Genomic DNA, 20,260 nt, shown 5'->3' with positions numbered 1-20,260 from the left:
TTGTGAATTTTATTTATTTTGGAGGTATTTTTTATGGAACAGGCAGTTGAAAGAAAACCAAAATATCCTTTAGGATTTTGGATTTGTTCACTTACTTACTCATTTGAAAGATTTGCTTTCTATGGAAGTAAGCCATTATTAGTTCTTTTCCTTATCACTGCGGTTAATAAAGGTGGTTTGGGAATTTCTGAAGCTCAAGGTGCGATGATCGCTGCGAACTTCACTGCTATAACTTATATAGCACCAGTTATTGGGGGATGGGTGTGTGACCGTTTTCTTGGTGCTAGGTATGCTGTATCTTTAGGTTGCTTACTTATGGGATTAGGGTATCTTTTTGGCTGGAAAGCAACTAGTACTGCAGGTATATATGCCATGATAGGTGTTGTATCAATGGGGTCTGGTTTATTCAAGGGTAACCTTTCAGGAATTATAGGAAGATTATTTGAAGATCAAGAGTTGCTTGATACAGCCTTTTCAGTTCAGTACTCATTCGTAAATATTGGTGCATTCTTTGGTTCACTAATAACTGGTTATTTGTATTTGAATACATTTAAAGCTGGAGAGGTATTAGGTTTTAGACCTGTTTTCTTGGTATGTGCGGCATTGGTAATTATTGGTGGTATTTTCTTTACTTTGATGTGGGGAACTTTGCAAGGGCAAGGAAAGAAGCCATTTAAGTATCTAACAGATGTAAATGGTAACATTATAGGTGAATCTGAAAATGAATCAGATGAAGAATTAAAGAAAGAGGCAGTTAAGCCTTTGACACAGATTGAAAGAAATAGAGTTGTAGCTATAGTATTTGTGTCATTTATATCTATCATTTTCTGGTTATTCTATTATCAGCAAGAAATAGCACTTACAATATACATGACTAAGTTTGTAAATATGAATCTTGGTAGTATTGAAATTGCACCACAGCATGTAACGACTACTTGGAATGGTTTGTTATGTATTTTCCTTAGTTTAGCAGCAGCTAAGTTATGGGCTACATTAGCAAAAAGACCTCAGGGCGATCTTTCAATGTTCCACAAAGTTGCGCTTGCTTTCTTATTCTTGGGAGTTTCTTATGTAACTCTTATGGCAATGGAAATAACTAGAGGTATCGGTGCATCAGAAGCATCAAAAGCATCAGTATTATGGATATTCTTGTTTGGAACATTCCTTACTATCGGTGAAATTTGCTTCTCTCCATTAGGAAACTCATTCATAAGTAAATGGGCTCCAAAGAAGTATCTTTCATTGTTGCTAGGAGTTTGGTTGTTCGCTTCATTTGCGGCTTCAATAATAAATGGATACTTACAGATATTTGTTGAAAAACTTGGTATATACTCAATTTTCGTTACATTTGCTATTGTATCATTTATCACTGCAGCAATAATATTCTTAATGACTAAGAAATTAACTAAGCTACTTGGAGAAGATGAAGAATAATTAGTATATAGAAATTAAAATAATGCTAACAACAAAACATTTTGAAGTTTTGTTGTTAGCATTTGTTATATAAGGATACTTAAGCACTAATGTTGTATAATATTTATTAATCGTTTCCTATTACAACTAATTCTTTATTATATTTATTCAACACTTCGCATCCATCTTCAGTTATCAATACCAAATCCTCAATTCTAACTCCGAATTCTCCTGGTAGGTATATACCTGGCTCTATTGAGAAAATCATTCCAGGTTCTGCAACAGCAGTATTTACAGAAGAAACATCGCCATAATCATGATCCTCAAGACCTATATGATGACCTGTTCTGTGAGTAAAATATTCTCCGTATCCCATTTCAGTAATGTAATCTCTACAAGCTGCGTCAATATCACAGAATCTAGCTCCTGGCTTTGAAGCTGCAATACCTCTCTTATTTGCTTCAAGAACTATTTCAAAAACTTCTCTTCCCTTATCGCTAACTTCCTTCCAGAATACTGTTCTCGTCATATCTGAGCAATACATATTCTTTTTGCAACCGATATCAACTATTATGGCATCACCAGGGTTAGGTAATCTATCTCCAGGTTCTCCATGAGGATTTGCTCCATTTGCAGCCATTCCTATTATCGGATCGAAAGAAAGACCTTCAGCACCCATTTCTTCATATAATTGAATCAATTCATTGGCGATTTGCTTCTCAGTTTTATCAGCAGTTATTCTACCTATTATTATCTCACAAGCCTCGTCATTCATTAGAGAAACTTTTCTCATCAATTCTTTTTCTTCTTCATCCTTATACATTCTCATAGTATCAACTATAAAAGAGGAATTGACAAATTTGCTTTCTGGGCAACGTTCCATCAATGCAAGAACAAATCTGGCAGGCCAGTTCTTATCAACACCGATAGTAGCTGACTTATCTACATATTTTGATACGACTTCCACAGAGTCGTCTGTATCCGTAAAAATAACCTTTTCAACACCCAAATCTTCTTCAATCGGGAATAATGCATTTACAAACAATTTGTGATTTCCATTAGTGTTTAGATATAATGAAAATAATCTCTCTCCGGGATTTAGAAAATATCCTGTCAAATAAAATATAGCAAGTGGATCACTTACCAACATCTGAGGAATATTGTTTTCCTCCATCTTCTTTAAAACCTGACTCACTCTATTGTCTTTCATAACAAGCCCTCCAAAATAAGTATAAATTAAGCGCTTTTCGCCCTCAATATTATTATAGCATTCACTTAAATAAAATCAATTGATTTTATAAAATAATTGCGATTGTTTATTTATTATTTTAGTTATAGTTTATGGCATTATCATAGCCGATATGCTATAATCACATTGAGGATGTATATTTGTAAATTTCTAGATTATACAGCAATTTATTCATTAATCGGATAAACGTATGCATCGATTTTAAGCTATAAAAAAAGGAGATTTGTTATGAGTGAATTAAGAACGCTTTATCCAGCCATAGAGGCTAACTTTACGGATTTTATCAAGGTTGACGATATCCACAATATCTATTATGAAGAGTCTGGTAATCCAAATGGAAAACCAGTTGTTTTTCTACATGGAGGTCCCGGATGTGGTACAGCACCGTCTTGCCGTCAGTTCTTTGATCCAGAATTTTATAGAATAATATTATTTGATCAAAGAGGTAGTGGAAAGAGTACACCACATGCTGAACTAAGGGGAAATGATACAGATAGTATAATTTGTGATATAGAAATGATTAGAGAAAAGTTAGGGATAGAAAAGTGGCTTGTATTCGGTGGTAGCTGGGGATCTACTTTGGCATTGAGTTATGCATTACAGCATCCTCAAAGAGTTATTGGACTGATACTTAGAGGGATATTCTTAGGTAGACAGGAAGATATTGATTGGATTTACCAAGAGGGCGGAGCATCTAATATTTTTCCAGATAAGTGGGAAAAATATGTTTCAATAATTCCTGAAGAAGAAAGAAATGATATGGTAACTGCTTACTACAAAAGGCTTACAAGTGAAGATAGAGCAGTGAGAGTGGAAGCTGCAAGAGCATGGAGTATGTGGGAAGGTAGTATAATAAATCTTCATCCAAATGATGAAGTAGTGGAGGATTTTGGTGACGAGGATTATGCAATTTCAATGGCTACAATAGAATGTCATTTCTGGATGAACAATATGTTTAGAGAAAATATGAACTACATTCTTGATGAGTCCGATATAATCAAAGATATACCTACTATAATTGCACATGGTAGATATGATATGGACTGTAGATATATAGGTGCATATTTACTAAGCAAAAAATTGAATAACTGTAAGCTTTATCCATTGGTATGTGGACATTCTTCTGGTGAACCAGAAATGATAGATTGTCTGGTAAAGGCAACAGACGAATTTAAAGAATTATTCTAATATGAAGATTGGTTTGGATATATTCCAACTAATCATACATAATTTTCGCCATCTACAAATTGACTGTATGGTTTGAAAGAAATATTAATTCTAGAATTTTAGATTTTTCGGTAAGGAGGTAGGATTAGAATTCATTTTAGGGAGGTTTTCTAATCAAGTAATTATGAAAGTTGTTGACAGAGTTTCAAAATTAAGAGAATTGATGAAAGAGAGAGGAATCGATATTTATATGATTCCTACTGCTGACTATCACAACAGTGAGTATGTCGGAGAACATTTTAAAGAAAGAGCATTTATCACAGGTTTTACAGGTTCTGCAGGGACAGCCGTTGTGATGGACAGTCAGGCTGGTCTTTGGACTGATGGTAGATATTTTCTACAGGCTGAAGAACAGTTGAAAGGATCAGGTGTCGAATTATTCAAAATGGGTCAACCTGAAGTGCCTACAATTAGCAAATTTATAGAACAAAACCTACCTGAAGGAGGAGTTTTAGCGTTTGATGGTAGATCAGTTTCATTTGGAGAAGGCGTTGAGCTTGCAGAAATAGTTAAGAAAAAGGGTGGAAGAATCGAGTACAGCTTGGATTTAGTTGATGCAGTGTGGGAAGATAGACCACCTCTATCAGAAGAACCGGCTTTCTACCTTGATGTAGAGTTTAGTGGAGAGACTGCTTCAAGTAAGATACAAAGAGTAAGAGAAGAAATGAAAAAGCAAGGAGCAGATTCACATATCATAACTACGCTCGACGATACAGGCTGGTTATTGAATATCAGAGGTAGAGATGTTGAATATTTCCCACTACTTCTTTGCTATTCAATTGTATATAATGACAAGGTAGTGCTGTACATTGATGAAAGAAAACTAAGTGATGAAATTAAATCAAAGCTGAATGCAGACAATGTTGAGTTGAGAGCATACAATGATATATATGAGGATGTAAAAGCATTGAAAGGTAGCGTTTTAGTTGATGCTGGAAGATTGAACTATGCAATGTACATGAATATTCCATCAGAAGTAAATATCGTAAAAGCTGAAAATCCTACTATCTTGATGAAGTCAATCAAAAACGAAACTGAAATAAAGAATATATACGAAGCACATATTAAGGATGGTGTGGCTCATACTAAGTTTATCTACTGGATGAAACAGCTTGTAAAAGAAGGTAAAATCCAGAATGAAACTGAAATATCTGCATCAGATAAATTAGAGGCATTTAGAGCTGAACAGGGAGATTTTATTTGTCCAAGCTTTGAGCCTATAGCAGGATTTGGTGAGCATGGAGCAATAGTTCATTACTCTTCAACAGAGGAAACAAATGTAAATCTTCATACAGGAACATTATTCCTGACAGATACAGGTGGAAACTATATGCAGGGCTCAACAGATATTACTAGAACAACTGCTTTGGGAGAAATTCCACAGTTTATGAAAGATGACTACACTACAGTTCTTCAATCTAACCTAAGGTTAGGTAAGGCGAAATTCTTATATGGTTGCACAGGCATGGTATTTGATATACTTGCTAGACAGCCGTTCTGGGATAAGGCGCAAAATTACAATCATGGAACTGGACATGGTATTGGATATCTAGGTAATATACACGAACCACCAATTGGTTTTAGATGGACATTCAGAAAAAATGAAATGGTTCCATTTGAAGCTGGTATGATAATAACTAATGAACCAGGAATATATATAGCTGGATCACATGGAATTAGACTTGAAAATGAGCTGCTAATCAGAAATACTGTTGCGAATGAATATGGACAGTTTATGGAATTTGAAGCTATTACTTATGTTCCATTTGATAAGGATGCTATTAATCCGGATATGTTGACTGCTGAAGATAAGGCTGAGTTAAATTCATATCACAAGAAAGTGTTTGAATTGATAGGACCACATCTAACTGATGAAGAAAGAGAATGGTTAAAAGAATACACAGCAGAAATATAAATTCACTACAATGAATAATGTTAAAAATAATAAACAATATTGCTAAATAAATAAAGTATAATTTTATTTCGAGACCAGTTTGAAAGGTGATTTTCAGACTGGTCTCATTTTGTTTTAATAATATTGATATCAGTGATTCTGAGTGGTTTTCTATCCGTTGCAAAAAATATTATATTTAAATAAATTCTATTAATATTAAGTTTTAATAAAATAAATTTCAATGTACTAACAAAAAGTAAGATTTAAGACAAATAATGATAAAAATCAAGGGAAAATTGAAAAAAGAACAGCAATAAGATAAGTTTTAATGATTTGACAAAAAAATTATTTGAGGAATATAATAGCCTTAGGAAGATGTCGTTTTTAATTGAAATGTATGTATTTACAGTATTTTAGCGATGTTGAAAAAATTTTTATTGTAACTTTTTAGGAGGTAAAATGATGAAAAAATTTATGAGTGTAGTGGTGGCTATACTAATGGTATTTGGAATAATTGCTGGGACTACAAAAGTGTTCGCTGCAAATGATAATGTGCCAAGCTCTTATGAACAGGGTAGTAGTTTGATTACTGGAGTTATTGACCTGTCTAGGTCTGTTAAATCAGAAGGTAGTGAAGTCACTAAGGACGGCAAACTTTACTATGAAGGAATAGTATCTGGAAGTGTTGAAGCTAGTGACCTATTTGAGGGTGCATATGATAAGTATATCGCCGATATTAAGGGGAAATCAACTGGTGGAAAACAGTGGGATCACTTGGTTATGTTTGATAAAGGTCAGAAATTTCCTACAGCAAGATTCACAGTTTATTTACCAAATAATTTTGAAGTGAATTCTGATGAAATCACATTTTCAGAGAATACAGTTATGGTTAGTAAGATAGAAAAATCATATAACCCAGCTAATAACTCTGTAACATTCACTTTCAATCTTGGAAACTGGAATGATTACAAAGGATTTTTTGAATTATATGAAAAAGAGAAAGGGGAAACAGGACATTCAATAACAATCAACATACCATATTCAGTTGAAATTAAGGACTCATCAGTCAGCAATTTAGGAACTATTTCCTCTGATGGTAAATGTGAACTTTATAAAAAGGTTCTATTCTGGGAGCAAAAGATTGTTGATATTACAGCTACTAAATTAAACTTAGATGTTATTCGTTAAGGTGATTGATTATGAGAAAATTTTTAAATAAAAATAGAATAAGTATGGCACTAATGGCTTTTTTGCTTACGGTTTCTTCAATAGGAACTGTATTTGCAGAAAGTAATCTTACTGGGATGCCAGAATCAATGAAAGATCTTGTAAAAGATAATTATTGGGCTGAGCTGGAGTATAAAAGCAGCAATCCTATTCCAAAATATTTGATGACACCAGAGCAAAGTTCGCTTAATGGAATTAAATCTTCAACCAATGATGATAAGTCACTTTATAGAAATACTGGTATTATAACCGACCGTACAGGTTTATTGGATGTTGGTGGTGGAGATTATCTTGGTACTTTGATTTCTGCATATAAAATGATGGCAGATAACCCTGGATTAATGGAAACTTCAGATGTTTTGCAACAGTTTAACATGGATTTATATAAAGCATTTAAATTGGACATAAACAAAAATATGCCTTTAGATGATGATTTATATATTTATGGAGATATATCAGTATCTGGGGACACACAAGATAAGAAAGTTGCAGACATATCAAAGGGAGAGTCCATCAACCTTACATTTAGTCTTGATACTTCAAGAATGAAAAAGGCAATGAATGCTATATTGCTTTGGACTCATAGTGCAAATAATGGTGGAACACCACAGCAATCATGGGATACACCTATGAATTCGGCTTGGAAAAAAGATTTTGCTGATTCAGATACTGAGCTTGTATTTGTGTTAGACTTACCTAGCGGTGTTATTGTCGATTCGAATACTAAGTATTCTATTTCTGGAGTAAATGGTTTTAATATTACTCCTAAGGTTGAAGGTCAACGTTTAGTAGTTAGCGTTCGTAAGGATAGTAGTAAGTCTGAAAAATCACTTAAAAAAATATATGAAATAATCAACAATTTAGATAGTATTTCTCTTAATGTTTCTAATTTAAAGATGACAGATTCTGTTGAGTTAGAAAAAGAATTGAAAATTATAGGATATTCATATGGTGCATATGATTTGTCTTATGGCACAAATGAAGCAGTGATAAAGAGTAGAGATATGAGTAAAAAAGTTGCTGGGGATTATATATACAGAGAGTATTATATGATGGCAGCTAAACAGAGTGAATCTGGTAGAGATAGTACAGCAGATGCAAATAAACCGAACTTAATATCATATACTTTTAAAGTAAACAAACCTGCTACTAGTACTGTGACATTTATAAACGGTAGTGATAGATATGAATCTGTAAAGGTAGAAAACGGAAAGAGTATTGATGAAGACTCATTAACTGACCAGTCAATGCCAACTAATCCAACTAAGTCTGGATATACATTCAAGGGATGGGCGACAAAGAAGGACGCAAAAACACCAGACTTCACAGGTAAAACTGTTGTCAATAATGATTTAACTGTATATGCAATTTGGGAGAAGAATTCTACACCAGTAAACCCTGGTGGTGGTTCTACTACTGATCCAATAGTTCCAAATAAGCCTGAAAGAATCGATGGAAATGACAGAATAGAAACTGCTGTAAAAGTAAGCCAGAAATCATATCCAAATGGAACAAAGGCAGTTATATTGGCAAACAAGGATAAATTCTCAGATGTACTTACAGCTGTACCGTTCTCAGTGCAGATAGGAGCACCAATACTATTTACAAATACTGATTCTATTCCAGTGGAAACAAAGAATGAAATCAAGAGATTGGGAGCTACTCAGGTATACATCAACGGAGGAACATCTTCTGTTACGCAGTCTATTGAAGACACATTGAAGAAGGAAGGTAAATCAGTTACTAGATTCAATGGTGTGGATAGGTATGACACTGCAAAACTAATAGGCGAAAGAGTAAGGGCAAATGGTAGCAAGGATGTGGTTGAAATTGCTTCAGGAGAAACATTCCCAGATGCACTTTCAATATCTTCTCTTGCAGTAAAGGAAAATGCACCTATACTATTGTCTAAGAAAAATGACTTAACACCAGTAACAAAGAAAGCAATTTCTGACTGGAAGATAGAAAAAGCAACAATAGCTGGTCAAACTAACACAATTTCTGCAATGGTCGAAAAAGACGTAACAAATGTTATAAAGAAGACATCTAGATTAGGTGGAGCAGATAGATATGAAACATCTGCTATAATTGCAAAGGCAGCGGTACCAGATTCAACACTGGGTGTTTATACAAGTGGTGAAGTATTTGCAGACGCATTGGTTGCAGGTCCTTACGCTGGAATTAATAAAGCGCCAGTATTATTGGTAAACAAGGATAGAGTACCAACAAGCATCGCAAAATATACTAAAGAATCAAAGATTAATAGAGCTGTTGTAATTGGTGGAACTAGTACAGTTTACGACTCAACTTTTAATCAGATTAAAGACTTGATTGCTAAGAAATAGCAAAAGCAATGTTTGATACCCGCATAATCAAAAGCGAATGCATTTGATTATGAATAAAATACTTAATATGATAGATAAATGATAACCCTTGGTTTTTATGCCGAGGGTTATCTCTTTTAGAATTAAATTCTGTAAGCTTGTAACATTTTATAAAATGTATATTTGTAATATTTTATAAAATGCATACTTGTAAATCTTTATAAAATGTATATTCGTAAAGTTTTGTAAAAAAACTTGATTTTTAGTGTATTCATAATATATATTAGATAGAAAGATGATTGTGAGGATTTTGTAAAAGGATAGACAAGCTATTTGTGATTTTTATTCATGTTGTCTGTCTGGGGTAGTGTATTAGAGGTGTTAAATTATGAGTAACTATGAGATATTAATAGATGAGATATTAAACGAATTTGAAGCTGGTGGTGAGTTTTTAAAGCTTCATGATTTTATACAGCATGGAGATACAACGACATATGATCATTGTATACAGGTGGCTAAATACAGCTGTCAAATTGCCACGAGATTCAACTTAGAAGTAGATTATCGAGCCATGATTAGAGGTGCATTATTGCATGACTACTTTTTGTATGATTGGCACGACTCTGAGAAGGATGCAAAATTTCATGGATTTACACATCCCTACAGAGCATTGAGCAATGCTAAAAAGGATTACAAAATTGGTGAAATTGAAGAAAATATTATTGTCAGACATATGTTTCCTTTAACAGTCATACCACCCAAAAATTTAGAGTCGTGGTTGGTGTGTGTTGCTGATAAAATATGTGCTTTGTCCGAAGCTTCAATATTGATAAAAGCAGTGCATACTTATAGAAAGGCAAAAAATATATTTGGGTTATATTAGTTTTATTAAATTGTAGTATTGATATATTTTGGAGGTATCGTTATGGGAAAAGTTAAAAGGGGGAGTTATGCTTACTGGATCAATAAGAGAAATGTAATGATTTATGGTGTTATTATGTTTGTAGTGGCTAGTATAGTGTCATTTATGCTATTGAAACCAATGAGCTATATTTATTGTTATAGTATTATTTCTTTGGCTTTCTTGGGATTATCAATATATTACAACAAGAGGGCAAAAAATGTCAGAAATGTAGACGCTAAATGATATAAAAATATTGACTTATTTAACAAAATATGATAACTTATTAGGGACGACTATGCGAGGTCGTCTCTTTAAGTTGTAAAAATACAACTTGCTAAGTGATTAAAATACTTTTGGAAGGTAATAGTTACTTGATTTTTTCAGGAAGCTATATCATCATATATTAAAATATTAATTTGGAGGTGTAATGATGAGAGTAAAAGTAACTTTAGCATGTACAGAATGTAAACAAAGAAACTACAATACTACAAAGAACAAAAAGAACAATCCTGACAGAATTGAACTTCAGAAGTATTGCAAGTTCTGTAAGAAACACACTACTCATAAGGAAACAAAGTAATTTAGCGCAAAGGATGTGAGATTATTGGCTAAAGAAAATGTTCAAGTATCAGAAGAAAAGGTAGGTTTCGTCAAAGGAACCTTTAAGGAACTTAAACAGGTTACATGGCCTACAAAAGGCGAGTTGGCGAGGAAGACATCAGTTGTACTTGCAGTAGTAATTTTGGCTACGTTTTTTGTTTGGTTGGTAGACACAGGATTATCACAGCTACTTGCGTTGTTGATTAAAGGGTAACTATACCAGTTTGAAAGGAATACATAATGTCAGAATACAAAACTCTAGATGGTTCTAATGAGGTTGAATTAAACGACAGAAAAGACAGAGATCTTAAATGGTACGTTGTTCATACTTATTCAGGTCATGAAAACAAGGTGAAAACCACAATAGAAAATACTGTAAAAAACAGAGGTATGGAAGATATTATTGAACAGGTAATAGTTCCGACTGAAGATGTTGTGACTACTACAAAAACTGGTAAAGAAAAAGTTAGTCAGAGAAAAATATTTCCTAGTTATGTAATCATAAAAATGGAGATGACAGATGAATCTTGGTATATTGTTAGAAATACCAAGGGTGTTACTGGTTTTGTGGGTCCAGGTTCAAAGCCTGTTGCATTGACAGTTGATGAAGTAAAGGCGATGGGAATAGAGTTGCCAACATCAAAGATTGTCAGTGGTGAAATAGATTTGAATCCAGGCGATACAGTAAAAGTAATTAGTGGTGCTTTTGTCGATAATATCGGCGAAGTTGAAGATGTAAATATCGAGAAAAAAGAAGTAAAAGTCTATGTTAATGCATTTGGTAGAAAAGCTCTTGTAACATTAGGGCTTGAAAATATAGAAAAAGTATAAGGAGGTGCAATAAAATGGCTAAAAAAATTATTGGACAGATAAAATTACAGATACCTGCAGGAAAGGCTACTCCAGCTCCACCAGTTGGTCCAGCACTTGGTCAGCACGGTGTTAATATTATGGCGTTCACAAAGGAATTCAATGCTAAGACTGCAGATCAAGCAGGTATGTTGATACCAGTAGTTATCAGTGTTTACCAGGATAGATCTTTCAGTTTTATCACTAAGACTCCACCAGCTGCTGTTCTTATTAAGAAGGCTATCAACCTACAGTCAGGTTCAGGAGAGCCAAACAAGAAGAAGGTTGGTAAGATAACTCAGGCACAGGTTAGAGAAATAGCTGAATTGAAGATGAATGACTTAAATGCTGCTTCAGTAGAATCTGCAATGAGAATGATCGCAGGTACTGCAAGAAGTATGGGTGTAGAAGTAATTGACTAATTAACGATTTACAACAATTAGATCAATATTAAAAGTTTTATTCGCTATGCAAGGCATTGCCTTGATTAGTGGGAGGTTATTACCGTATTACCACAAGGAGGATTTTAAAATGGCAAGAAAAGGTAAGAGATACGCAGAAGCGTTCGCAAAAGTAGATAGAAGTGTATATTATGACGCTTCAGAAGCTCTTGCATTGACAGTTGATACTGCAAGTGCAAAGTTTGATGAAACTATAGAAGCACATATCAAGTTGGGTGTTGACTCAAGACATGCTGATCAGCAGGTTAGAGGTGCTGTTGTTTTACCACATGGTACTGGTAAAACTAAGAGAGTTTTGGTTTTCGCTAAAGGTGAAAAGGCTAAGGAAGCAGAAGCTGCAGGAGCAGATTTTGTAGGTGCTGAAGAATTAGTACAGAAGATTCAGGGTGAAAACTGGTTCGATTTTGATATAGTAGTTGCTACTCCAGATATGATGGGTGTAGTTGGTAGATTAGGTAGAGTATTGGGTCCTAAGGGATTGATGCCAAACCCTAAGTCTGGTACTGTAACATTTGACGTTGCAAAGGCAATTGATGAAATCAAGGCTGGTAAGGTTGAATACAGATTGGACAAGACTAATATTATTCACGTTCCAATTGGAAAGGCTTCATTTGGAAAAGAAAAATTATTCGATAACTTCAAAGTGTTGATGGAAGCTATTGTAAAGGCTAAGCCATCAGCTGCAAAGGGTCAGTATTTGAAGAGCGTAACAGTTGCTGCTTCAATGGGACCTGGTGTTAGAGTTAATCCAGTTAGAATATCAGAATAATTTTAATTAAATATTATAAGTCTTTTATTAATTAACTGTTGACACAGGTTGACAAATATGATAATATTGTCAATGTTGAAAAAGAATAGATTTGCCGTAGACAGTGGGTGCAGATTGCTTAATTTCCCACCGAGGTTGCGATATACGTGATACTTGTACCCCTGCTGTCTACCTGATAGTAGGGGTTATTTTTATATACGGTAAGTGCTAAACTTTATTTTGTGAAGGAGGTGCACTAAAAGATGAGTAAAGCTATTGAAATGAAATCAGCTGTTGTATCTGAAATAGCTGAAAAGCTTGAAAAAGCTGCATCTGTTATAGTTGTTGATTACAAGGGATTAACAGTTGAACAGGTTACAGAATTGAGAAGTCAGATGAGAGAAGCTGGTGTGGATTACAAGGTTTACAAGAATACTCTAGTAAGACGTGCTGCTAGTTCAATTGAAGGAGATGCTTTTGCTAACTTTAATGACGAACTATTGGTTGGTCCTAATGCTATTGCTTTTGGATATGAAGATCCAGTTGCTCCAGCTAGAATTCTTAAGAAATTCATGGACAAGAACCCAAAGAAGATTACTCTTAAAATGGGTGTAGTTGAAGGTGAATTCTATAATGAAGAGAAGATAGTTGCTCTTGCTGAAATACCATCAAGAGAAGAACTTATCGCCAAACTTCTTGGAAGTCTTAAAGCTCCAATGTCAAACTTTGTTTACTTATTGGATGCTATTGCGAAAAAGCAGGACGAAGCTACTGAAGCTTAGTTGATGCTATTTGAGGTCAGAAATGATCTTGGTCATGTAAAAAATAATTTTTGAATATTAACACGGAGGTGCAAAAAAATGACAATAGAACAGATTTTAGAAGCTATAGAAAATATGAAAGTTTTAGAATTAAATGAATTAGTTAAAGCTGCAGAAGAAAAATTCGGTGTATCTGCATCTGCTCCAGTAATGGTAGCTGGTGGTGCTGCTGCTGGCGGTGCTGCTGCAGAAGAAAAGACTGAATTTGATGTAGTTCTTGCTTCAGCTGGTGCTTCAAAGGTTGGAGTAATCAAGGAAGTTAGAGGTATAACTGGTCTTGGATTAAAGGAAGCTAAGGAATTAGTTGATAACGCTCCTAAGACAATTAAGGAAGGCGTATCTAAGGAAGAAGCTGAACAGATTAAGGAAAAATTAGAAGCTGCAGGAGCATCTGTAGAAGTTAAGTAATTAATTTTCTTAATTAACTATATTTATAATAAAGCTATCAGGGGGTTGTCTGTATCATTTGGGTCGGGCGACTCTTTTTTTATTATTGTTTATTTTAACTGAGGTATTAAGTATGAGTGAAAAAATCTATTTAAGTGGTTATACAAAAAAGAGTAATACCGGTATTCATTGTGTGAAGCTCGATTGTCACGAGGGTATTTCTGTTGATGAAATTTGGTCTGTCGCTGAGGAAAATCCGACGTACATCTGTTTTTCGATAGACAGAAAAAAAATGTTCTCTATTAGCTCAAGAGATGGTGGCGGTGTGGTATATTACAAGCTGGATACGGACAGCGATTTGGAAAAATATATTGAGATTGACAGTTTCACTGGCTTTGGTAAAGCTCCTTGCCATATATATTTTGATGATGAAAGAAGCCTATTGTATTCTAGCAATTACCATCTTGGAAGATTGGACATATTCAAGGTCGAGAACGAAAGTATACATCTATTCAAAACATTTCAATATGAGATGCCGATATCAAGGTGTCATATGGCAATATTAGATCCATCTAATAAGTTCTTGATCGTGGTAAATCTAGGGATGGATGAGGTGTATATTTATAGAGTTGATGAAGATTTTAGACTAGTGGGTGTTAACAAGTCCTTGAATGGCATGGGGCCAAGACACATAGTTTTCAGTAAAGATGGAAGCTTTGCGTATTTACTTGGAGAACTTGACTTTCATATTGACATTTTAAGCTTTGATAGTGCGAATGGGGAAATGTTGCTCATAGATAGGATAAAAACAGTTCCTGATGGCTTTAAAGGAGCAAATTCATCATCTGCAATTAGGTTGTCTAACGATGGTAGATTTATATATGTTTCCAATAGAGGCTATAATAGTATTTCGGTATATGCTGTGTTGGATGATGGAGGGCTGGAATTCGTTCAGTCATTAATGACAAGGGGAAGGATACCTAGAGATTTTAACTTTAATGCTGATGGAACTTTGTTGATCGTAGGGTTTCAGGACGATGATTACGTGGATATTTATCGAGTTGATAGGAATAGCGGGAAGCTAGTAGATAACATTGAAAAAAGCCTTGATTATTCTGAAATTGTATGTGTTGTGTCTTAGATTCCGATATGTTTATGAGGTATTTATTAAAAGTCTTATTTTAATTTAAATGAAGGTGTTTATTTAGATTTAATGATGAGGTTCATTTAGTTTTAATATTGTTGAAAAAAAGTGAGTTTTTATAATTGTATTTGTGATATAATCTATATGATAGAGACTTTTATGTCAAAAGCATCTGTACTGATGTAGTATATCTGTACTGATGTAATGTATGCATAGGTAAAAATATTTTTTGAGAGGATATACATATGAAAAAACCGAACATAATTTTATCTGTAACCACTCTCGTATTAGGTGTTGCTATGGTTGGAAATGGTATTTTTGCTGCTGATTCATCTCAGACTAAAAATGAGAAAATTCAGTGGACTATTAATTTTCTAAAAAAGCAAGAATCTCAAAATATCGATGAGGTAGAGGCTGAAATTAATAAGGTCAATAAAGATACATCCATAGTAAAATTTGATATGAATAAAGCGAAGAGTAGGTTTGAAGATGTTGTATTCTTGGGAGACTCTATTACTGAGTATTTAAGAGAGGCAAATATTCTTAATCCTTCAAGTGTTTTGGCTCAAAAGGGTGAACATGTCAATCAGGCGAATAAGCATTTGAGTGAAATTAAGAATTTAAAGCCTAAGGAAATTGTGGTTCTATATGGAGCCAATGATATCAATGCATATTCTCCTGAAAAGTACAAGGAGGAGTATGTAAAATTGATAAATGAGATAAAGAAAGTGTCTCCGAGTTCAACAATATACCTTCAAGCGCCTCTTCCAGTAAATGAGGCAAAAACTGTCAATAAAGATTCTAGGATAAACAATGAAAATGTAAAGCTACTAACGCAAAAGACAAAGCAGGTTGCGAGTATAACTGGTGCGAAATTTTTGTCTTCTGATGGATTGGTAACTTCGGACAGCTTATTTGAACAGGACGGTGTTCATTTCAAATATGAGTTTTATAAAAACTGGCTGTATTTCTTGAGTGAGAATATTTAGGAGGTGTGTTTAATTGGAAAAAGATAACGAAAAAAATACACCGAGCATCGATGATAAATTGAAGGATTCAGTGAAAAAAGATTCAGTGAAGGTAGAAAGCACTGAAGTAGATAGCAATAAAGACGTCTTTAAGGACATTAATCTGGAGCAAACGGCTCGTCTGAGAACTATAAAGAGCGAGGACATAGAGTCGAAAAGGAGAGGGAAAAAAGTGATCAGTGAAATGGTCAGAAAACCTCTAAAGACCAGTTCTATTTACAAAAAAAAGTATACGATACTTGCTTTGATAGTCTTTTTTGCATTTGTGTTGGCTTATCAGTTCGTGAAAGTCAAGAATTTGGATTTTACGAAGCTTAGTTCAAATATCGAAAAGCGTGTCGATATGGCAAATTTTGTAAAAGGTAATGATATCGACTTAAAGAAGATGTATGGTATCAATAAATTAGAAGTGGATAATTATGCTCTGTTCGCTCCTAAGAGCAATATGGAAGCTAATGAAATATTGATTCTTAAGGTCAAGGGCGACACGAGTGATTATGTAAATAGGATTCAAAAGAGAATAGATGCACAGTCTAGTAGTTTTAAAAATTATGCTCCTGCACAATATGAGATTTTGAAGAAGGCAGATCTCGTTGAAAAGGGGCAGTACATCTACTTTATTTCTTACAAGGATTTAAATGTAGTGTATGATGCCATTAGTAATAGCTACAAGTAAGGAGGGATGGATTTGAGTTTTACTAGTTTGATATATTTATTCTTATTTTTCCCGATTGCGATAGCTATTCATACGATTTCGCCAAAGAAGGTCAAGAATAATGTTTTATTGTTGCTGAGCTTGTTTTTCTATAGCTGGGGCGATCCGAGATATTTGATATTAATCCTGTTTTCCGTTGCGATTACATGGTTTGGTGTCAATAGAATGTATGCGATTAAGAATAGGCGTGAAGAAGCGAAGTTCTATATGGTATGCTTGATTGTGCTGAATGTTGCGATACTAGCGTTTTACAAATACTACGGATTTTTGATCGATAATGTAAATGCAATTTTCAGAACGAGCTTGAGCATTATTGATTTGCCTTTGCCTTTTGGTATTTCGTTCTATACCTTTAAGATAATTTCGTATATTGCGGATGTTTACACTAGGCGTACAAAGCCACAAAAGAGCTTTTTGGATTTTGCGCTTTACGTGACTATATTCCCTCAAATCGGTGCTGGACCTATAGTGCAATATGCCGATATGGAGAAAGAATTAGTAGCTAGAAAGTTATCCGTTGATAAATTCGGATTCGGAGTCGAAAAATTTATTTTTGGGCTTGGAAAGAAGGTTCTTATCGCTAACAATATGGCTTTGATTTGGGCTCAGGTAAAGGGTATGCCAAATTTAGAAATGTCTTCGTTGACTGCTTGGATTGGTATTGTTGCATTTACCCTACAGATATACTTTGACTTTAGCGGGTATTCAGACATGGCTATAGGTGTGGGATATATGTTGGGTTTCAAGTGGGAAGAAAACTTTAACTATCCTTATATTTCTAAGAGTGCTACCGAATTTTGGAGAAGATGGCACATTTCTCTTGGAAACTGGTTTAAAAGATATATTTATTTTCCGCTTGGCGGAAGCAAGTGTTCGCCTGCGATGCAATTTAGAAATATATTTGTTGTATGGATGGTTACGGGCTTGTGGCATGGTGCCAATTGGAATTTTATTATTTGGGGACTTTATTTTGGAATAATTATTTATTTGGAAAAGACTGTTTTAGCCAATGTTATGAGTAAGCTTGGATCAAAGATAAAAACTGTTTACTGCCTGCTTATCGTAGTATTTGGATGGGTATTGTTCGATTTTCAGAGTGTCACACAAATTCTAAAGTTCTACTCTAATTTATTTGTTCTCGGAGCAAATGGAGTTGTTGACAGTACAGCTATTTACTTGTTGAGAACTAACTGGAAAATCATTGTTCCTGCTATTATAGGCTCGACTCCTTTCGCTTTGAAGCTGATTGACAATGTTAAACACAGATTTGGAAGAAATGGGTATTTCTTTGTATCCATCTTCTATATTGTCATAATTGTGTTGTCTGTGGCATCTCTGGTTGGCGAAAGCTACAGTCCATTTTTATACTTTAAATTTTAGGTGGAGGTGATTAGATGAAAAAAGATAATAAATATGAACCTGTAATGCCTGAATATCTAAAGAAAAATCTTGGATTGGATCAACCTAGAAAGAGTCAAAGATCTAGTAATGGCAATGTTAAGACTAGAGCAGGAGCTAAGACGAAGGGTAATGTGAAGTCTAAAGCAAATCCAAACTCTAATAGCAATCCAAAGTCTAAGTCTATTGCGAAATCTAGTAGTAGTGCAAAGCCAAAAGTTAGTCCAAAAAAAGCATCTACAAGTGCAAAAAAAGCGAAAACTCCTCTAGCGACAAATCAGAGGACTCAGAAGAAAGCTTCTGTGACAAGCTCTCCAAAGCAGAGTCTTGGTAAAAATAGCACAAAGAAGATTAAGAACTCTGGTTCTAAAAATAGCAATTATAGAAATCCTTATGTTGGTAAGGGTAGTAAGAACGATATAGATGGTATTTATTCGAGAAATAAAAGAGCTGAGCTAAATTCTACGAAAAAAAGCAATGTTAAAGCTCAAAACGTGAAGACGGCGAGTGTAAAAAAACCAAAAAAGGCTAAGAAAAGGAAAAAGAGAGGTACTAATCTACTGTATCCGGTTATTTATTTCATCTCAATATTCTTAGGATTTGTATTTGCCGGAGGTGATAAGGAAAGATATATTTCAAAGAGTAGAAAAGACGCACTTGATTTTAAATTCTTTAGGGTCTTGTCTGTTGGTTTTGTGGTATTGTTATTCGTAGTGATGTTTTTAAATATAATAACACCGACCTCAAAAACTTCTGTCGCTGAGAATAGAGAGCTTCAGCAACGTCCGAGTATGTCGTTGTCAAGACTTCTTGATGGTAAGTTCGCCAGTGAATACACAAAGTTTTTGTCTGACCAATTTATAAATAGAGATGGATTGATAAAGATAAAGGCAAAGTTTGACCTAATGACTGGAAAAAAAGAAATAAATGGCGTTTATATTGCTAAGAACGATTATTTGATGGAGGGTTTTAAAAGGAGTGATGATAATTCTACTTTGTCCAAGCTCTCTGAAATAAATAAGTTTACAAACAATAATACAGGCTTAAAGGTTTCGATGATGCTTGTTCCAAACAAGGTTGAGATATATAGTAATTTGTTGCCGAAAAGCAATCCTAATAATTCGCAGAAGGAATATGTCAATTTTGTTAAAAAGAATTTGGATTCAAAAATTAAGGTTGTAGAGTTATTCGATGTTTTTGAAAAGAATAAGAACAATATTGATTTGTATTTTAAGACGGATCATCATTGGACGACTGACGGTGCGTATCTTGCTTATGTTGAATACTGTAAGGCATTGAATCTTGAGCCTATAAATGAGAATATGCTGGAAAGAAATTTGGCTTCGGATAGCTTCAAAGGTAGTCTATACTACAAAAATGGAGCTGAAATAGGATTTCCCGATGAGCTGTATCTTTATTTAAATAAAAATGAAGACAAGCCTGTATTGGTAAAATACTATGATGATTTGAAGAAAGTTCCAACCTTATATGATGTTTCAAAGCTTCAAGGAAGAGATCCATATGAAGTATTTACAGGTGGTAATCATACACAGATTAAGATTAGGACAAATATTGATACCAAGAGGAAGTTGCTTGTTGTTAAAGATTCCTATGCTAATGCAATGTTGCCGTTTCTTGTGAATAATTTTTCTGAAATTACCGTTGTCGATCTGAGATACTTTACTGGAAGCTTGCAGGATGTGATTCAGAATAATGAATTGACTGATGTGTTGTTTTTGAATAATATTAATACCTTTAACACAGATTCGTCTATTCTTAGTGTAAATGATTAATTTTTGTTTTGAATACTTTATATTTTAAAAGCTCGCAGGTTCGATTATATTATAATCAAAACTGCGAGCTTTTTGAGC

20 protein-coding genes and 1 other annotated feature are annotated in these 20,260 nt (G+C 34.2%); of the genes, 19 read left to right on the top strand and 1 reads right to left on the bottom strand.

Annotated features, from left to right (window positions below; translation table 11 throughout):
- Nucleotides 1–33: 33 nt before the first annotated feature.
- Entirely contained in the window at nucleotides 34–1,434 is a 1,401-nt protein-coding gene (locus FYJ71_RS07645; protein ID WP_154538265.1) for a peptide MFS transporter, read from the top strand.
- A 106-nt stretch (nucleotides 1,435–1,540) separates the two neighbouring features.
- On the opposite strand, the gene FYJ71_RS07640 is transcribed toward FYJ71_RS07645, so the two are convergent.
- Complete coding sequence (locus FYJ71_RS07640) at nucleotides 1,541–2,623, bottom strand: M24 family metallopeptidase (RefSeq protein WP_154538263.1); 1,083 nt, start codon at nucleotides 2,621–2,623, stop codon at nucleotides 1,541–1,543.
- Between the two features lie 267 nt (nucleotides 2,624–2,890).
- Here FYJ71_RS07640 and pip point away from each other — a divergent pair, with 267 nt between their 5' ends.
- The 18 genes from pip to FYJ71_RS07550 all read left to right on the top strand — a co-directional run bounded on the left by pip (nucleotide 2,891) and on the right by FYJ71_RS07550 (nucleotide 20,182).
- Complete coding sequence (gene pip / locus FYJ71_RS07635) at nucleotides 2,891–3,850, top strand: prolyl aminopeptidase (protein WP_154538261.1); 960 nt, start codon at nucleotides 2,891–2,893, stop codon at nucleotides 3,848–3,850.
- Nucleotides 3,851–4,013: 163 nt separating this feature from the next.
- A complete protein-coding gene (locus tag FYJ71_RS07630) occupies nucleotides 4,014–5,804 on the top strand; it encodes an aminopeptidase P family N-terminal domain-containing protein (protein WP_154538259.1) in 1,791 nt (596 codons plus the stop codon).
- 441 nt (nucleotides 5,805–6,245) lie between these two features.
- Nucleotides 6,246–6,971, top strand: coding sequence for a hypothetical protein (locus FYJ71_RS07625; protein WP_207707228.1), 726 nt, complete (start codon nucleotides 6,246–6,248; stop codon nucleotides 6,969–6,971).
- Nucleotides 6,972–6,982: 11 nt separating this feature from the next.
- Nucleotides 6,983–9,355, top strand: a complete 2,373-nt coding sequence (locus tag FYJ71_RS07620) for a cell wall-binding repeat-containing protein (RefSeq protein WP_154538255.1) — start codon at nucleotides 6,983–6,985, stop codon at nucleotides 9,353–9,355.
- 367 nt (nucleotides 9,356–9,722) lie between these two features.
- Nucleotides 9,723–10,217 (top strand): HD domain-containing protein, encoded by a 495-nt coding sequence (locus tag FYJ71_RS07615; RefSeq protein WP_091994596.1) that lies wholly within the window; start codon nucleotides 9,723–9,725, stop codon nucleotides 10,215–10,217.
- A 42-nt stretch (nucleotides 10,218–10,259) separates the two neighbouring features.
- A complete protein-coding gene (locus FYJ71_RS07610; protein WP_091994594.1) occupies nucleotides 10,260–10,481 on the top strand; it encodes a hypothetical protein in 222 nt (73 codons plus the stop codon).
- Between the two features lie 187 nt (nucleotides 10,482–10,668).
- A complete protein-coding gene (gene rpmG, locus FYJ71_RS07605; RefSeq protein ID WP_091994593.1) occupies nucleotides 10,669–10,818 on the top strand; it encodes a 50S ribosomal protein L33 in 150 nt (49 codons plus the stop codon).
- 24 nt (nucleotides 10,819–10,842) lie between these two features.
- Entirely contained in the window at nucleotides 10,843–11,052 is a 210-nt protein-coding gene (gene secE, locus FYJ71_RS07600; protein ID WP_154538253.1) for a preprotein translocase subunit SecE, read from the top strand.
- 26 nt (nucleotides 11,053–11,078) lie between these two features.
- Nucleotides 11,079–11,669: a transcription termination/antitermination protein NusG gene (gene nusG, locus FYJ71_RS07595; RefSeq protein WP_091994590.1), complete on the top strand. Its 591-nt coding sequence runs from the start codon at nucleotides 11,079–11,081 to the stop codon at nucleotides 11,667–11,669.
- 14 nt (nucleotides 11,670–11,683) lie between these two features.
- Nucleotides 11,684–12,109, top strand: coding sequence for a 50S ribosomal protein L11 (rplK, locus tag FYJ71_RS07590; protein WP_091994588.1), 426 nt, complete (start codon nucleotides 11,684–11,686; stop codon nucleotides 12,107–12,109).
- Nucleotides 12,110–12,218: 109 nt separating this feature from the next.
- Nucleotides 12,219–12,917, top strand: a complete 699-nt coding sequence (rplA, locus tag FYJ71_RS07585; RefSeq protein ID WP_091994587.1) for a 50S ribosomal protein L1 — start codon at nucleotides 12,219–12,221, stop codon at nucleotides 12,915–12,917.
- 76 nt (nucleotides 12,918–12,993) lie between these two features.
- Nucleotides 12,994–13,117: a sequence feature (ribosomal protein L10 leader region), on the top strand.
- A 42-nt stretch (nucleotides 13,118–13,159) separates the two neighbouring features.
- Entirely contained in the window at nucleotides 13,160–13,678 is a 519-nt protein-coding gene (gene rplJ / locus FYJ71_RS07580) for a 50S ribosomal protein L10 (RefSeq protein ID WP_154538251.1), read from the top strand.
- 78 nt (nucleotides 13,679–13,756) lie between these two features.
- Nucleotides 13,757–14,125: a 50S ribosomal protein L7/L12 gene (gene rplL / locus FYJ71_RS07575; protein ID WP_154538249.1), complete on the top strand. Its 369-nt coding sequence runs from the start codon at nucleotides 13,757–13,759 to the stop codon at nucleotides 14,123–14,125.
- A 112-nt stretch (nucleotides 14,126–14,237) separates the two neighbouring features.
- On the top strand, nucleotides 14,238–15,245 hold the full coding sequence (locus FYJ71_RS07570; RefSeq protein WP_154538247.1) for a lactonase family protein: 1,008 nt from the start codon (nucleotides 14,238–14,240) through the stop codon (nucleotides 15,243–15,245).
- Between the two features lie 248 nt (nucleotides 15,246–15,493).
- A complete protein-coding gene (locus FYJ71_RS07565; protein ID WP_154538245.1) occupies nucleotides 15,494–16,237 on the top strand; it encodes a GDSL-type esterase/lipase family protein in 744 nt (247 codons plus the stop codon).
- Between the two features lie 13 nt (nucleotides 16,238–16,250).
- A complete protein-coding gene (locus FYJ71_RS07560; RefSeq protein ID WP_235899103.1) occupies nucleotides 16,251–16,952 on the top strand; it encodes a DUF4358 domain-containing protein in 702 nt (233 codons plus the stop codon).
- A gap of 12 nt (nucleotides 16,953–16,964) precedes the next feature.
- Nucleotides 16,965–18,371 carry an MBOAT family O-acyltransferase gene (locus FYJ71_RS07555; RefSeq protein ID WP_154538244.1) on the top strand — a complete coding sequence of 469 codons (1,407 nt, stop codon included), beginning with the start codon at nucleotides 16,965–16,967 and terminating at the stop codon, nucleotides 18,369–18,371.
- Between the two features lie 14 nt (nucleotides 18,372–18,385).
- Nucleotides 18,386–20,182, top strand: a complete 1,797-nt coding sequence (locus FYJ71_RS07550) for a DHHW family protein (RefSeq protein WP_154538242.1) — start codon at nucleotides 18,386–18,388, stop codon at nucleotides 20,180–20,182.
- Nucleotides 20,183–20,260 lie beyond the last annotated feature (78 nt).

Source organism: Peptostreptococcus porci (assembly GCF_009695815.1).
GTDB lineage: Bacteria > Bacillota > Clostridia > Peptostreptococcales > Peptostreptococcaceae > Peptostreptococcus > Peptostreptococcus porci.
This window is presented reverse-complemented; position numbering and strand designations above follow the sequence as displayed.